Origin of the sequence: Huintestinicola butyrica (assembly GCF_025567215.1) — a bacterium.
GTDB lineage: Bacteria > Bacillota > Clostridia > Oscillospirales > Ruminococcaceae > Huintestinicola > Huintestinicola butyrica.
This window is the reverse complement of record NZ_JAOQKB010000002.1, coordinates 312,348-327,682: the sequence shown is the minus strand read 5'-3', so window position 1 is coordinate 327,682 and position 15,335 is coordinate 312,348. Positions and strand designations below refer to the sequence as shown.

The 15,335-nt window shown below is 47.1% G+C and carries 18 protein-coding genes; 4 read left to right on the top strand and 14 right to left on the bottom strand.

Going from position 1 to position 15,335, the window contains the following annotated elements:
• Positions 1–228: 228 nt before the first annotated feature.
• Positions 229–729, bottom strand: a complete 501-nt coding sequence (locus tag OCV68_RS03710) for a type IV pilin protein (protein WP_147621121.1) — start codon at positions 727–729, stop codon at positions 229–231.
• Between the two features lie 560 nt (positions 730–1,289).
• Here OCV68_RS03710 and OCV68_RS03705 point away from each other — a divergent pair.
• Positions 1,290–1,793 carry a type IV pilin protein gene (locus OCV68_RS03705; protein ID WP_022474833.1) on the top strand — a complete coding sequence of 168 codons (504 nt, stop codon included), beginning with the start codon at positions 1,290–1,292 and terminating at the stop codon, positions 1,791–1,793.
• 113 nt (positions 1,794–1,906) lie between these two features.
• Here the strand turns inward: OCV68_RS03705 and OCV68_RS03700 are convergent, their stop codons facing one another.
• The 5 genes from OCV68_RS03700 to OCV68_RS03680 all read right to left on the bottom strand — a co-directional run bounded on the left by OCV68_RS03700 (position 1,907) and on the right by OCV68_RS03680 (position 5,184).
• Entirely contained in the window at positions 1,907–2,383 is a 477-nt protein-coding gene (locus OCV68_RS03700; protein ID WP_262570819.1) for a type IV pilin protein, read from the bottom strand.
• A 292-nt stretch (positions 2,384–2,675) separates the two neighbouring features.
• Positions 2,676–3,077 carry a 30S ribosomal protein S9 gene (gene rpsI / locus OCV68_RS03695; protein WP_022474078.1) on the bottom strand — a complete coding sequence of 134 codons (402 nt, stop codon included), beginning with the start codon at positions 3,075–3,077 and terminating at the stop codon, positions 2,676–2,678.
• A 14-nt stretch (positions 3,078–3,091) separates the two neighbouring features.
• Positions 3,092–3,520, bottom strand: coding sequence for a 50S ribosomal protein L13 (rplM, locus tag OCV68_RS03690; RefSeq protein ID WP_022474079.1), 429 nt, complete (start codon positions 3,518–3,520; stop codon positions 3,092–3,094).
• Positions 3,521–3,940: 420 nt separating this feature from the next.
• Entirely contained in the window at positions 3,941–4,669 is a 729-nt protein-coding gene (locus OCV68_RS03685; protein WP_262570816.1) for a M23 family metallopeptidase, read from the bottom strand.
• A gap of 68 nt (positions 4,670–4,737) precedes the next feature.
• Positions 4,738–5,184, bottom strand: coding sequence for a putative ABC transporter permease (locus OCV68_RS03680; protein ID WP_262570814.1), 447 nt, complete (start codon positions 5,182–5,184; stop codon positions 4,738–4,740).
• 160 nt (positions 5,185–5,344) lie between these two features.
• Between OCV68_RS03680 and OCV68_RS03675 the strand changes: the two genes are divergently transcribed.
• Complete coding sequence (locus OCV68_RS03675) at positions 5,345–6,727, top strand: sugar transferase (RefSeq protein WP_262570812.1); 1,383 nt, start codon at positions 5,345–5,347, stop codon at positions 6,725–6,727.
• Here the strand turns inward: OCV68_RS03675 and OCV68_RS03670 are convergent.
• Positions 6,722–7,777, bottom strand: a complete 1,056-nt coding sequence (locus OCV68_RS03670) for an ATPase (protein WP_262570810.1) — start codon at positions 7,775–7,777, stop codon at positions 6,722–6,724. The two genes, OCV68_RS03675 and OCV68_RS03670, sit on opposite strands and share 6 nt — an antisense overlap.
• Positions 7,778–8,232: 455 nt before the next feature.
• Between OCV68_RS03670 and OCV68_RS03665 the strand changes: the two genes are divergently transcribed.
• Positions 8,233–9,075, top strand: a complete 843-nt coding sequence (locus OCV68_RS03665) for a DNA-3-methyladenine glycosylase family protein (RefSeq protein WP_262570808.1) — start codon at positions 8,233–8,235, stop codon at positions 9,073–9,075.
• Here the strand turns inward: OCV68_RS03665 and OCV68_RS03660 are convergent.
• A complete protein-coding gene (locus OCV68_RS03660) occupies positions 9,056–9,589 on the bottom strand; it encodes a hypothetical protein (RefSeq protein ID WP_262570806.1) in 534 nt (177 codons plus the stop codon). The genes OCV68_RS03665 and OCV68_RS03660 overlap by 20 nt on opposite strands.
• 88 nt (positions 9,590–9,677) lie before the next feature.
• On the opposite strand from OCV68_RS03660, the gene OCV68_RS03655 reads away from it, so the two are divergent.
• Positions 9,678–11,264 (top strand): NAD(P)/FAD-dependent oxidoreductase, encoded by a 1,587-nt coding sequence (locus OCV68_RS03655; protein WP_262570804.1) that lies wholly within the window; start codon positions 9,678–9,680, stop codon positions 11,262–11,264.
• 65 nt (positions 11,265–11,329) lie between these two features.
• On the opposite strand, the gene OCV68_RS03650 is transcribed toward OCV68_RS03655, so the two are convergent.
• From OCV68_RS03650 to OCV68_RS03625, 6 genes are all read right to left on the bottom strand, one after another.
• Positions 11,330–11,488, bottom strand: a complete 159-nt coding sequence (locus tag OCV68_RS03650; RefSeq protein ID WP_022474087.1) for a hypothetical protein — start codon at positions 11,486–11,488, stop codon at positions 11,330–11,332.
• Positions 11,489–11,781: 293 nt separating this feature from the next.
• A complete protein-coding gene (locus OCV68_RS03645; RefSeq protein ID WP_262570802.1) occupies positions 11,782–13,002 on the bottom strand; it encodes a class I SAM-dependent rRNA methyltransferase in 1,221 nt (406 codons plus the stop codon).
• A gap of 12 nt (positions 13,003–13,014) precedes the next feature.
• Positions 13,015–13,521, bottom strand: a complete 507-nt coding sequence (locus tag OCV68_RS03640) for a threonine/serine exporter family protein (RefSeq protein WP_178085988.1) — start codon at positions 13,519–13,521, stop codon at positions 13,015–13,017.
• A gap of 13 nt (positions 13,522–13,534) precedes the next feature.
• The gene (locus OCV68_RS03635) at positions 13,535–14,290 is read right to left on the bottom strand and encodes a threonine/serine exporter family protein (RefSeq protein ID WP_022474090.1); all 756 of its coding nucleotides are present in this window, start codon (positions 14,288–14,290) and stop codon (positions 13,535–13,537) included.
• Between the two features lie 16 nt (positions 14,291–14,306).
• Positions 14,307–15,026 carry an elongation factor P 5-aminopentanone reductase gene (gene ymfI / locus OCV68_RS03630; RefSeq protein WP_262570800.1) on the bottom strand — a complete coding sequence of 240 codons (720 nt, stop codon included), beginning with the start codon at positions 15,024–15,026 and terminating at the stop codon, positions 14,307–14,309.
• Between the two features lie 13 nt (positions 15,027–15,039).
• Positions 15,040–15,327 carry a hypothetical protein gene (locus OCV68_RS03625; protein ID WP_022474092.1) on the bottom strand — a complete coding sequence of 96 codons (288 nt, stop codon included), beginning with the start codon at positions 15,325–15,327 and terminating at the stop codon, positions 15,040–15,042.
• Positions 15,328–15,335 lie beyond the last annotated feature (8 nt).

Genomic DNA, 15,335 nt, shown 5'->3' with positions numbered 1-15,335 from the left:
TGTGTATCTGTCACAGTATTTTGCGGGGTAATAGAAAAGTGTGACAGCTTAAAAAGCAGAAAAGACAGATCTATCTTTTCTGCAATAAGTATAGTATAGCGATCAATCGGGCAATCGGGGGATATACTATATAAATATATTTACAGGCAAAAGAAAAACAGCCTCACAGCTGTTAAGCTGCAAGACTGTTTTTAAAGTTCAGTTATTATACTGATTTACAAGCTCCGATTAGTGAGTTGTAGCAACAGCGGTAGAGAGAACTACGCTTGTTTCGCCGGAAGCAGTGCCATTGGTATCAACGGTAGCAGCTACAGGGTAACCACCAACGTACTTATCAGAAGCAGTCTTAGCCCAAGCGGTCTTCTCAGGAACACCAACGTTGGAGATAACAACAGTTGCCTGACCGGAAGTAGCGGAACCACCCATGAGGGATACGAGAGCCTCAGAAAGGTGAGAACCATCCTTGGAGTAGTTCTGACCAGCGGAACCAGAAGCGAGGTTATAAGTAGAAGTACCGGAAGCTACAGTGTAACCAGCAACTTCGCAGTTGGTGCAGTATGTAGCAGAGTTGGTGAATGCGAGCTTAGCGTTGGAGTTAGCTGTAGAAAGCTTGGACTGACCAACATAGCCGATCATAGAAGGTACGAGGATAGCTGCGAGAACACCGATGATTGCGATAACAACGATGAGCTCAATAAGGGTGAAACCTTTCATCTTTGAATTTCTCATGAGAAATTCCTCCTTTGTTAAATTAAATGTTTCATACGACCGATAACTAATACTTATCACTTGTCCTTTGACATACAATGCTTTAATTTTACATTCATCTGACCTATAATGTGTAATTATTAGTGCAAATTACATATATTGAAAATGAAATGACATATTCCGCTGCCAAAGTGTAATTTCTGTAGAAAAAAACTGTAATTTTTGCAAGTGTTGTTAAATACTTTTATAAAAAAATGGGATTTTCATAATGTAAACAATTATAAAATTACTGAGCGACTTTTCGCAGGAGTGAAAAGTTGCAAAAATTAGTGATTTGAAATTGAAATCTGTATATATTTTGTGCAAAGTGCCACATAACGTTCTGTTTTAAAGCGTTTATATGAAAAAATATCCAAACTCACAAAATTGCAGGAAAAAATATCAGAAAACTATTGACTTTTCCAGTTTGATAGGCTATAATATAGATACAGTCAAGGAAAGAGTTCCGAGACAAAATAAAACGACCAGTATTAGTTATCAACGGTTCGTTACACATTTAATTATCAAAGGAGGAATTTCTAATGAGAAATTCAAAGATGAAAGGCTTTACCCTTATCGAGCTCATCGTTGTTATCGCAATCATCGGTGTTCTCGCAGCTATCCTCGTACCTTCTATGATCGGCTATGTTGGTCAGTCCAAGCTCTCCACAGCTAACTCTAACGCTAAGCTTGCTTACACTAATACCGCTACATACTGCACAAACTGCGAAGTTGCTGGTTATACTGTAGATGGTGCCGGAACAGTTGTTAAGTGTGATCTTACTGGTGGTGATGCTGGTCAGACATATGCTAAGGATGGTAAGGAACTTGAAAAAGCACTTCAGTCTCTGATGGGTGGTTCTGCTGCCGGCGGTAAGGCTGCTATCAAGCTTAACGCTTCATCTGTACCCGAGGCAACTGCTTGGAGAAAGACAGATTCCGATAAGTATGTTGGCGGTTATCCTGTAGCTGCTACTGTTGCTGTTGGTGCGAATAAGGGCGCAGACGATGTTGAAATCGACTTTGATACAGCTGCGAAGAAGTAATGATTTGTTAAGTTCAAAAGGTTTCACTAACTAATAAAAGGAAAAGGTCCCCTCACTTTTAAAGCGAGGGGACCTTTTTTTCATTATGATGATTTAGTTAACTAAGCTATCAATTAGGAAATAGCAGCTGCAGCCTTTTCAGTAGCAGGCTCGGGATATGTACCAACATAAAGGTCAGAAGCTGTTTTAGCCCACTTACTATTTGTAGGCATACCAGTTGCTGCAATATTAACAGAGCATACACCTGCAGCATCAGAATTAGAACCCATAAGATTCTGTAAAGCTACTGTAAGGTCGCTTGAGGTAGGAGTAGCAGAGGGTGTTGCAGCACTACCAGTCGCTGTTGCAGTCTTAAGTGATGCAGCACCAACAGACATAGAAGTCATAGGATAACCAGCAACCTCACACTTGGAAGCATATGTAGCAGAATTAGAGTAAACAAGCTTTGCATTTGCATTAGCTGTAGAAAGCTTGGAATCGCCAACATAGCCGATCATAGAGGGAACGAGGATAGCTGCGAGAACACCGATGATTGCGATAACAACGATGAGCTCGATAAGGGTAAAGCCTTTCATCTTTGAATTTCTCATTAGAAATTCCTCCTTTGATAATTAAATGTGTAATAAACCGTTGATAACTAATACTTATCGGACATAAAATCATCTGCCAAATAAGACATTTGCTCTCCGAAAAAATGTTGCTTAGCGTCTGACGGGTACGTTTGATCAAAGGAGTTACTTATTGTCGGGCAATGCAGATAAAAAAATCACCCACAGAAAGCTCTGTGGGTGATCCTGAATAATCATTATTATCCCCAAACAAGCCAATTTTTTGATAACTGACTTGAAACCACGCAAATATGTGATATGCTGAGGAGATCTTTTATCTCTTTGAGAACTGGGGAGCACGACGAGCAGCCTTTAAGCCGTACTTCTTTCTTTCCTTCATTCTGGGGTCTCTTGTGAGGAAACCAGCCTTCTTGAGAACGGGACGAAGCTCAGGGTTGAAAACGAGGAGAGCACGGGAAAGACCGTGTCTGATAGCACCTGCCTGACCTGTAACGCCGCCGCCTGCTACTGTGCAAACGATATCGAACTGCTCAGCGGTCTCAGTGAGAGCGAGAGGCTGTCTAACGATGAGCTTGAGGGTCTCAAGACCAAAGTAATCGTCAATGTCTCTGCCGTTGATAGTGATCTTGCCGCTGCCGGGGTAAACTCTTACTCTTGCAACAGAGCTTTTTCTTCTTCCTGTGCCGTAAAAATACTGCTGTTTAGATTCGTACATTGTTTACACCCTCCTTATATATCGAACTTTTCGGGCTTCTGTGCAGCATGGTTGTGCTCAGCGCCTGCATATACTCTCAGACGGGTAAGAGCTGCTCTGCCAAGTGTGTTGTTGGGGAGCATACCGTTTACTGCGATCATCATAGCCTTCTCAGGGTTCTTCTTCATCATTTCGCTGTACTTGGTCTCCTTAAGACCGCCGATCCAGCCGGTGTGCCACTTGTAGGTCTTCTGCTCGAGCTTTCTTCCTGTAAGAACAGCTTCAGCGCAGTTGATGATGATAACGTGGTCGCCGCAGTCAGCGTGAGGAGCGAATGTGGGCTTGTGCTTGCCACGGAGAATTGCAGCAGCCTGAGCAGCTACACGACCGAGGGACTTACCGGAAGCATCAAGCACATACCACTTACGGCTGATTTCATTAGCCTTAGGCATATAAGTTGACATAGTCAGATCTCCTTTTTAATATAGTATCGAAAAAATTGCCGCATAGACGTTGGTACCGCCCTGCACGCAACTCAAATATCACAGGGAACTCATACCTCTTCTTTACACAACATTGATTATTATACACACTTGAAACGGGTTTGTCAAGACTTTTTTTGCTGATTTTTGAAATATATCCCTCATACTCTTGATTTCTCTCTGTTTTGCTTTAATTCTCTCCGTTTCTCTTAAATCGTTTCAGAAATTTTCTGAGGCAAAAATCTATTGAAAATGGCGTGATATAGGGAAAAATCTGTGCTTTTTATGTCCGATCTGCCGCATTTTGATTTTTTTAAATATCACATAAGCTGCATTATAACACAAATATCCCCCTTCAGTCAAGTACACAAGTGCGCCTGACAAAAGGGGGAAATGTTATTTTCAGCTTCCTTCGCCCGAGAGTATCTCAGCGGGATCGGTCCATGAGCCGTTTTTCTTGATGCCGAAGTGAAGATGAGACTCGTCCGCAAGTTCGGCATCAGCAGTGCTGCCCACCTCGCCGATAACTGTGCCTGCGCTTACCTCGTCACCTGCGGAGATCTTTACCTCTTCCGCAAGATTGCAGTAGTAGCCTGTGTAGCCGCTGCCGTGGTCGATTACAACTGTAATGCCCATCATAGGGTCGTCGGTCACTTCGGAGACAGTTCCCGCACAGATTGATTTCACATTCTCGCCCTGTGCTGCCGCAATGTCGATGCCGTCATGGGTCTTCCACACACTGAGAGTTTTGGACTTTACCAGTTCGCCGTCAGAGAATGCTTCCAGTATCTCACCGTCTGCGGGACGTACCACTGCGCTTGTGATAGCGTCCGACTCGGTGGGGGAGACCTCCGCTTCTTCGCCGCCGAATGCGTCATGCTCAAGGATAATGTCCTCCTGAGGGGCTGCCGCTTCTTCAACGGGAACGTTGTCCGCCGCTGCGTTTGCGTCCTGCGCCGCCTCTGTCTGAGCTGTTTCAGATGTACTGCTCACGCCCGAAAGCTCGCTTCTCAGTTCCTTGGCTGATTTGTTGTAGGAGAAGATTCCCAGTGCTGCCACTGCCGCCAGACAGAAGCAGATGATGGCTGCCGTTCCCTTGCCCGATAACTTGCCGTTGAAATGATTTTTCATATTATCGTGTCCTTTCAAATAGTGATCTGAGGATTGCCTCGCTACTATTTTTGCCGTTAATTTGAAGTTTATACAGAAAAATTTTCCGAAAGTCCCGTATTCGGTGTTTCATCGGCAGGGGACTCCAGACTGCATGCCAGTGCCACGGGATATGACAGCAAAAACCATGCTCCCGAGTATGAGGGACATATCTGTCCCAGCACATTCAGGTACATATGGGAATAATCCCACACGTTCCAGCCCATGAGCAGATTTACTATGCAGCCCACGGCGAACTCGAAAAATGTTATCACGCACATTCCGAAAAAGCATTTCATTACGATGCTGTCGTTGGGGTGGCTGATATACCGCAGGTACATTATCAGCAGGCATATGCCGCCTGTCAGCGTCATTGACCAGTGGGTGAAGCCCCGATAGACCACCTCGACAAGCGAGTAGATAATGCCGCCGCCGAGGAATACCGTCAGCCTGCGCCCGAAATGGGAGGTCTGCAGCCAGGGAGAAGGCTCATTCATATTATCACGACCTTTTTTTGTATTTGTTGATGATATTTTATCCCTTAGTCGGCTGAATATTCATCTGAACAGCCCATCTCAACCGCTTGATTTTGCCTTTACGATGTGCTATAATATACTTATTTACTGCATAAACATTATTAAAGGGTGAAATTCCGATATGAATATAAAAAAACGTGAAAAATACAAACGGCTCATAATGGGGCTTATCTCCTCCGTGCTGATAATCTTCTTACTGGGCAGCTACGCCTGCGCATGGCTCACTCACTATAATCTTGTGCTCAATTCCGACAGGATCCAGGCCGACCATTTCGGCTGGAAGGGAAATCTGCTTATTTTCGGCGTGTATGTGGTGCTTATCTTTCTGTTTTCAAGGATATACAACGGCTTCAGGATAGGTCTGCTGAGAGTGTCGGACATCATTTATTCCCAGTGCTTGTCCGTGCTGTTCATCAACGGCATAACATATGTGCAGATATGTCTTTTGGAGCGTTCTGTTGCCGATGTGCTGCCTATGCTCTGGGTCACTCTTGCGGACATGGCGTTCATTGGTATCTGGGCATTCTGCGGCAACCGCATTTACTCAAAGCTTTATGCGCCCAAGAAAATGGTGATAATCTACGGAAGCAGGCAGGCGGTGGGACTTGTTGAAAAAATGAGCCTCCGTGAGGACAGGTTCATGATCTGCCGTGCCGTAAGCTGCGATGAGGATATCAGCCTTATTACCGAGCTTATAGTTTCCTATGACGCTGTTATCATCTTCGATGTTCCCAGCGAGCGGAAGAACGATATCCTGAAAATATGCTTTGCAAACTCCAAGCGCACATACATCACTCCCAAGCTGTCGGATATCATTATCAGAGGTGCTGAGCAGATACATCTGTTCGATACGCCGCTTCTTGTATGCCGAAATTCGGGACTTTCCGCCGAGTCACTTATCATCAAGCGTGCCTTTGATATCCTGCTTTCGGCGCTGGGCTGCATTGTAACATCGCCCATAATGCTCATAACCGCTCTGTGCATCAAGCTGTATGACGGCGGTCCCGTGTTCTACACTCAGGACAGGCTCACCCGTGACGGCAAGGTGTTCAAGGTCTATAAATTCAGGAGCATGAAAACTGACGCTGAAAAGGACGGCGTTGCAAGGCTTGCGGGAGAGCATGACGACCGCATCACCCCTGTGGGCAGAGTTATACGCAAGGTGAGAATAGATGAGCTTCCTCAGCTGCTGAATATCTTAAAGGGAGATATGTCCATAGTAGGACCCCGCCCCGAGCGCCCAGAGCTTGCTTCGGAAAACGAAAAGATAATGCCCGAATTCCGCTACAGGCTCAAGGTCAAGGCAGGACTTACGGGATATGCGCAGGTGCTGGGAAAGTACAACACCACGCCCTATGACAAGCTGCGTCTTGATCTGATGTACATTGAGCAGTATTCTTTGCTGCTTGACATAAAGCTTATACTTATGACCATTAAGATACTTTTTATCCCCGAAAGCACCGAGGGTGTCAAGGACGACAACACCTCGGGCACAGCCTTATAAGCTCTTTATCTCCGAAATAAGCTTGTAGGAAAGGCGGTTAAGGCTGTCGAAATCGGCGGCGGAGACATAATATTTTTCCAGCGTATCATGGATATCTTTTGCGGACTGCATTGCCGAAGCGGCTTCACGGATCATTTCGGAAGCCGCTTTTTTGCCGAATCTCAGCCGCTGTTTTATCATGGGCTGAGGGACATAGAACCGCCTGAAATTTATTACCTTTTTGCTGCTCTCCACAGTTATGTTATTGATGCAGCCCGATGATATGAACGCCGTGCCAAGCTCGGGGATAAGAACGTGCTCGTAGTACATTTCGGTGCAGAGAGGGCAGCGGCTGACGATAACATCATAGCCCTTTCTTACAGCCGAGTCGCAGATGTCACGGAGGAATATATCCGAGCCTGCCATAAAGCTGTCGGACAGCAGATATATCTTCTCATACTCAGGGAGATAGGTCTTGTAGCCGTTCATGGTCATTGCCGAAAGCTGCTTTGCAGTTACCTTGCCGCAGGCTGTTTTTTCGGCTTTCCTTGGGATAAGCCTCTTTGATGTACGGCTGGTAAAGGCGTTCAGCTTTTCTATATCCAGGGACTCGGCTGCGGCGGAAAGCATATCGGATATTACCGAGGAAATAGCCGCAAGGCACAGGCGGCAGCGCTTGTGGAAGCCTGCGCACTCATCGGTGACGGTGATGATATCCTTTTTGTTCTGCCTGAGCTTTGCGGTGTCCAGATATGCCCCCAGGTCGATTATAGACTCCACCGCTTTTGGATAAACAGGGTCAAAGCAGTGGGGAGCGGTGCCGTCCATAATGATAGCTTTTCTGTTTTTCAGATAAACTGCGTCCAGGGAATCGGGGTCGGAGGAGCAGTGGTATATTTCCTGGGGTTCATCGGAAAAGGCAGCGGATATTTTTTTCATCAGTGTGGATTTTCCGCAGCCTGCCGTGCCTTTCAGGAGATAGACAGTGTTGCCCGTGTCGCCCAGCAGCTCCTTGATAGGTGTCACAAAGCCGCATGGGGAAGATGAGCCTAAAAAGTAGTGTTCGTTCATAAAAATACCTCCGTCTGTGTATCGCTCTGCTTCTTTAAAATATCAGCTTTGTCGGCGATACTTTATTTTTATACTTATATTATGCCGAAAAGGCGGATTGTTGAGAAAAACAGTGAGGTAAATTATAATATTGCACAAAAACATTTGAGCCAATTATAACTTTATGTGATAACTGCCAAAAATCCTGAGTAAATAATGTGCAAAAAATGAATTGAATATTTAAAAATAATAGTGTATAATAAGAACATACTCAAAGGAAACAAACCTTTGATAAAAAAACACACTATCCTCTCTTAAAATCTTTCCATAAAAAGCAGTCATCTGTAGCGGATGGCTGCTTTTTATGTTATAATAAATTTTCCTCTTTTCATGTGCCGAAAATTATGTTATAATAAGGTGTAACTTAAAATTTTCAGGCAGGCTTATAAGCAGGTCTGCGAACGATCGGTGATAATATGGATTATACTTATAAAAACGGAGATATCATTCTCTGCGAAGAAAATTTCTCCCTTGACGATACCCTTGACTGCGGTCAGGCGTTCAGGTGGGAAAGCGTAACCTCAGACTATTTCAGGACGTACAAGGGATATTACAAAAATATCCCCCTGACTATATCCCAGACGGAATATGACAAGGGGATATTCATTCTCCACGGCGTTACCGAGGAGGATTTCAGAAACATCTGGCTGGATTACTTTGATCTTAACACGGATTACGGCGAGCTGAAACGCCGCTTTTCCGAGGACGAAACCCTTGCAAAGGCGTGCGCATATGCCAAGGGCGTAAGGCTTCTCAGGCAGGATGCAGAGGAGTGCCTTATATCGTTCATTCTTTCTCAGAACAACAATATCCCACGAATAAAGGGGATAATCGGCAGGCTGTGCGATATGTACGGCGGATTTCCGCAGTTTTCTCAGATGAGGGGCGTTACTGCCGATGATCTGGCGCCTTTGCGTGCGGGCTTTCGTGCAAAGTATATCGAGGACTGTGCCGCAAGGGTCAATTCAGGCGAGCTTTCGCTGGACGAGGTAAAGAAAATGCCCCTGACGGAAGCGGAAAAAGCGCTTATGACCGTCAAAGGCATTGGTCCCAAGGTGGCTATGTGCGTATTGCTTTTCGGTATGTACAGAACGGACGCATATCCCGTTGATGTGTGGATAAAGCGTGTTAACGAAAGCTTTTATCCCAACGGTCTGCCCGACTGCGTAAAGGGCGTTCAGGGCATTGCCCAGCAGTATCTTTTCCACTACATACGCACCTGTCCCGAAGCGGCGGAGCTTATTCATCGGGATAAGTAAGCACCTCTATGTACTCCACATACCGGCTGCTTATCTGCATGGGATAGCTTTCCATGACCTCGCAGTCATCGGAAAGAGTGACCATAAGCACACAGCCGCTTTCTATCTCAGGGTGATCATATGGCAGACCGATTGACACTTTGTCATCCTTTTTGCCGAAAAATGTGTCCTGACTCAGAGCTGCCATAAAGCCGTTTTCGCTTACGGACATAACTGTGACGGTCATGGTGTTGTCGGTCAGCTCCTCATCGGCAAGGTCGGTGATATCGGAAAATTCGCTGTCGTCAAAAACATCGGTATCATCGTCAATAGGAATATCTGCGGTGATGATGGTTTCCGACACAGCGGAGGTCTGAGCCTGTGTTTCAGTGGTTTCTGCCGGCTGTGTCTGCTTTGCGGCAGTTTCGTCGGCAGTTTCCGAGGGTATATCTGCCTGCGGTATCACGGTGATCTCCTTTGAGCAGCCGCATAAGATAAGAGCGGCAATAATGGGAAGGGCGTAAATCCTTTTCATGGTCATGTTCCTTTCGTGGGTCTTTTTATATATTAAACAATTCAGATCAGGAAAATTTTTCATTTTATTCTAAAAAGGCGGTTTTATCATGGCAATTATTATTCAGGGGATAAATTCACCTGTCGGAACAGACAGCAGCGAGATAATCGGAGCGGCGCTAAAAAAGGCAGGCATAAAAAAGGCCGTTCAGACGGGTATTCACAAGATATCTCTTGATGCACGCAAGCAGAACGATATCAAGACTGTCTCTTCTGTCTGGGCGGAGCTTGAAAGCAGAGCGGAAGAGGAAAAGATATGCTCCCTGAAGGATTTCTGCACCTATGTTGATATCACGCCCTTTGAGCCAAAGATAACAGGCAGCATTTCCCCTGAGGGACGTATCGCCGTGTGCGGCTTCGGTCCTGCGGGAATGTTTGCGGCTCTCGTTCTTGCGGAAATGGGCTACCGTCCGCTGGTGCTGGAGCGTGGTGCTGATGTGGATAACCGCAGCAGGGCTGTCTCCGATTTCTGGCATGGGGGAGAGTTTTCGCCCGAAACAAACGTTCAGTTCGGCGAGGGCGGCGCAGGCACATTCTCCGACGGAAAGCTCACCACACGCATAAAAGACCCCCTTTGCAGATATGTTTCCGCACGCTTTGCGGAGTTCGGCGCTCCCGATGAGATACTTACAAAGGCAAAGCCCCACATCGGCACAGACAGGCTCAGGGGCGTTGTGAAAAATATCCGCCGGCGTATAATCAGCCTTGGGGGAGAGGTTCGGTTTAACAGTCAGGTGACGGATATCTCCCTTTCAAACGGCAGACTGCGCTCTGTTACCGTGAACGGAAGCGAGGAGATACCTGTTTGCGCCATGATACTTGCCATAGGTCACAGCGCAAGAGATACCTTTGAAATGCTCTGCCGCCGTGAGATCGTTATGGAGCCAAAGCCCTTTGCTGTGGGCGCACGCATCGAGCATTTGCAGAAGGACGTTAACGTGAGCCTTTACGGCGCTCATGCAGATGACCCTGCGCTGCCCGTGGGAGAATATCAGCTGAGCTACACCAAAAACGGCAGGGGAGTTTACACTTTCTGTATGTGCCCCGGAGGAACTGTTGTTCCCAGCCAGAGTGAGGAGAAAACTATCGTCACCAACGGAATGAGCGAGTTTGCAAGAGACGGTCTTAACGCCAACGCCGCCCTTGTGGTCTCCGTCTCTCCCGAGGATTACGGAAAGAACATACTTGACGGCGTTGAGTTTGCACGAAAGATAGAGCGTGCGGCATTTGAGCAAAGCGGCAGCTACAAAGCCCCTGCGGTAACGGTGGGAGCATTTCTTGACAGAAAGGCAGAGCTTAAAGCTCCGAGTGTAACGCCCACATATGCCATAGGAACGGTTCCCTGCGATCTTGACAAGATACTCCCGTTCTTTGTTACGGATATGATGCGCACGGGTCTTGGCGTGTTTGCACGGAAAATGAAGCGCTTCGGCGACAGGGGAGCGGTGCTTACAGCTCCCGAGACAAGGACGTCCTCCCCCGTAAGGATAAGGCGTGGGGAGAATATGTGCAGCCTTTCGGCAGAGGGACTGTACCCCTGCGGAGAGGGCGCAGGCTATGCAGGCGGAATAATGTCCGCAGCAGTGGACGGCGTAAAGCAGGCTTGCTCGGTAATGAGCCTGTACAAGCCCGAATAAATACAACAAAATAAAGCCCGTCGGAGGATCCTCCGACGGGCTTTGGCATATGTACTAACAAAAGATTATTCAGCAGCAGCTTCGGAATCGCCGAGAGTAGCGGTCTCAGCAACAGCCTCAGATTCGCCGAGTGTAGCGTCCTCAGCAGTATCATTGTTGCCGCAAGCGGTTGCACAAAGTGCAAGTGCAGATGCCAGTACGATTGCCATAATAGTCTTTTTCATAGTGAAATTCTCCTTTAAATCTTTCCCATTTGTATCCTTGCTTTCCACACAAGGATTTTGCTGCGATTTGATATAGCTTTTATATATATCTTACACAACGTTTAGTATTATACCAGTTATTTGAAAGTTTGGCAATACTTATTTGTAACAAAGAAAACAAGGATAAAAGGAAGAATATGTTTATACTGCACAATAATTTACTGTATTTTTATGGCAAAATAACATCTGAGTAATTTTATTACGAGTATTTTCACATATGGTTAGGCTATGGTAACTGTTTCCGCAACACTGCGTCAGATTATCTGCAGCAGGTAGAATTTCAGGTATTCCGTTTCGTCAACGGACATGAGGATAGGGTGATCGGGAGCCTGACGGCGCATTTCTATCATTCTGAGATTTACCCCTGCGGCTCTTGCTGCGTCACGTAGCATCTGAGCGAAAAGCTCCTCTGTCATGAAGTGGGAGCATGAGGCTGTGGCAAGATATCCGCCTCTGGGCAGCAGTCGCATCGCCAGCGTGTTAAGCTCCAGATAGCCGTTCTTTGCGTTGCCAACGGTCTTTCTGGACTTGGTAAATGCAGGCGGATCAAGGATAATATAATCGGCGCTGCGGTCATGGGTCTCAATGCGGTTTTTGAGGAAATCAAACACATCGGAGGTCACAAAGGACATATTGCCCGACAGCCCGTTAAGCTCTGCGTTGGAGCGTGCCATTTCTATCGCCTGAGCGGAAACATCAACAGCGGTGACATGAGCCGCACCGCCCTTGGCGCAGTTAAGCGCAAAGGAGCCTGTGTGAGTGCAGCAGTCAACCACGTTCTTGCCCTTGGCAATGGAGGCTGAGGCACGTCGGTTATATTTCTGGTCAAGGAAAAAGCCGGTTTTCTGACCGTTTTCCACGTCAACATTGTACTTTATGCCGTTTTCGGTAATGACGGTGACGGGGGATACATCGTTCTCTCGGAGATACCAGCCCTTTTCCTCTGCCATGCCCTCAAGGGTGCGTATATTTACGTCATTTCTCAGATAGATGCCGTCAATTTTGCAGCCGTCATTTCTGAGAATATCCAGCAGAGCGGGGAGAATGATATCTCTGCGCTTTTCAATGCCCAGTGAAAGTATCTGAACGGAAAGAAGATTATTGAACCTGTCAACGGTAAGTCCCGGGAAACTGTCGCCCTCGCCGAAAATAAGGCGGCAGGCGGTCATATCCTCATGGGACATAACGGTCTTGCGGTAATCATATGCGTACTGCAGACGGCGGCGGAAAAAGTCCTCGTCAAACTTGTCGTTGGTGCTGCGGGAGATTATGCGCACACGTATCTTGGACTTTGAGTTGTAAAAGCCTGTGCCTATGTAGCGGTTCTTTTCGCTTACAACGTCCGCCAGCTCGCCGTCGGTTATCTCATCGGCGGAGACTACCTCGTTGTCGTATATCCATGGGTGGCCGTAGGCTGTGCGTTTTCTGCATTTTTCGGTGACAGTCACCTTTGGGAGATCTCTGTTAATATTCATAAAAAGTCCTTTCTATATCTTCTTTATTCCACTGCTGCCCTTGTAGGCGCTGCCGTATTTCTTTTCAAGATATTTATACACATTTGAAGCTATGCGCACCAGTGACGATATTGCAAAAATGCCCATGGCAATAGCAGCCGCCTCGCCGAATGCGTCAGCCGCACGGTCAAGGAAGGTCTCATTATCGCCTGTCACAAGGGCAAGCATGGTGTAATACATAAGTCCGCCCGGGACAAGGGGGATTATTCCCACAATGAGGTACATATTAACGGGAGCCTTGCACACACGGGCCATTACTTCGGAATAGAACGCCACGGCTGCCGCTGCCACAAAGCAGCACTTTATGCCGTTGTAGTCGCTCATGCTCATTACCGAGAAGATCATCTGGCTGACTATGGAGCCTACAGAGGCTGCTATCAGGTGCCAGAAGCGTATATTGAACTGCACGCCCACCGCAAAGCAGCCCACAAAGCTGAACACGCATGGGAGCACCACATCTTTTATGATATCTGTATCCATATCCATGCACCTTTCAGAACTTTATTACAGCTGCCACTGCCGAGCCTGTGCCAACAGCCAGACCTGCTGCGGTAAGGATAGCTTCGGTAAGGGTGTATATCCCCGAGAAAAAGTCCCCCGAGATAAAGTCTCTCATGCAGTTTGTCAGGGCAACTCCCGGAACCAGGGACATTGAAACGCCGATTATCATTTTGTCAAAGCGGGGGACTGCCCCTGCCTTTGAAAGCCCCACCGCTATAAGGGACATTACCATTGAGCAGACTACGGCGTTAAGGAATGTGCTTGCCCTTATGGCTGAGAGCTTGTCGCTGGTGAACTTAACGATTATTGCAAGAAGTGAGCCGAAAACCGCTTCCACAGCTCCGCCGCCGAAAAACAGCGTGAAAGCCGCACCCGCAGCCGCATAGCTGAGGTACAGCACGGGCTGACTGTAGGTCCTTCTGTGACGGATAGTGTCAAGGTGCTTCTGTATAGTTTCCGCATCGGGCTTCATTCGGCAGATGAAGCGTGAAAGCTCGTTGAGCTTGCCCACTCTGTCAAGGTTGGTGTTCCTGCCCGAAACGTTCTTCGAGTTGGTTATGGGCACTCCGTCGGGAGATTTTACGGTTATGATGAAGTTTGCGGGGGTGACGTATATTTCCGCATTTTTATGACCGTAGGCAGTGCATATCCTGCGGATAGTATCCTCGGTGCGGTATATCTCAGCGCCGTATGAGACAAGCATTATGGCAAATTCAGCGCATATTTCGGTAAGCTGTATCTCGGTCATTGCCGTTCCTCCATGGTCAGATTATAAAGCCGCCGTTTACTCCTATTATCTGCCCCGTGATAAAGTCGGAGCGTTCATCTGCCAGAAAAAGCGCCGTCCGTGCTATGTCATGGGGAGTTCCCAGACGGTTCATGGGAGTTTCCTCTTTAAGATATTCCATAGTTTCAGAGTCAAGATTTTTGTTCATGTCAGTGTCTATAACGCCCGGGGCAATGCAGTTGACGGTAATGCCCGAAAGCCCCGTTTCCTTTGCCAGAGCCTTTGTGAAGCCTATGACAGCCGCCTTTGCTGCGGAATAATGCACCTCGCAGGAAGCGCCCACCTGCCCCCACATGGAGGAGATGTTTATTATCCTGCCGTATTTTTCGTGTATCATATGAGGAAGCACCCCATGGGTGAAGTTATAGACGCTTTTTACGTTGGTATCAAACATATTGTCCCACATTTCCTCGGTTATATCCGAGAAAAGTGCCTGCTGTGCAATGGCTGCGTTGTTTATCAGCACATCAATGCTGCCGAAATGCCTGAAAACAGCTTCGACAGTCTCATGAGCCGCTTTGCAGTCGGAAACGTCGCATTTGTATATCCCGCAGCCTGTCTCTTCTTTAAGGCTGAGAGCCGCTTCCTCGCTTTTGTTGTATATGGCGGCGACATTGTAGCCTGCCTGCGCAAACAGCCTTGCACATTCCCTGCCGATGCCTCTTGATGCGCCTGTTATAAGTGCGGTCTTTGACATAGTATTCTCCGTTTCATTTGCTTTTGTAAAATGTTACCCAGCTTCTGTATGCTCTTTTCCAATCGGGATACTGTTTTTGCAGCATGGGGGAGCTTTGCCACAGTCTGCGCCATATTTCAAGGCTCTCTTCAAATGAGCCTTCATATAATCGGTGGTCGCAGATGTTCCATGAGCAATAATGCTTTTTGTATTCACCGATGCCCGAGACCTCGTGCCTGCGTACAGTACGTGATGCCTGCCGTTTGCTGTAAGCACAGTTTTTGTCCTTATAAACGGCGTGACGTTTATAGCTTCTGCTCATAGTTCTCC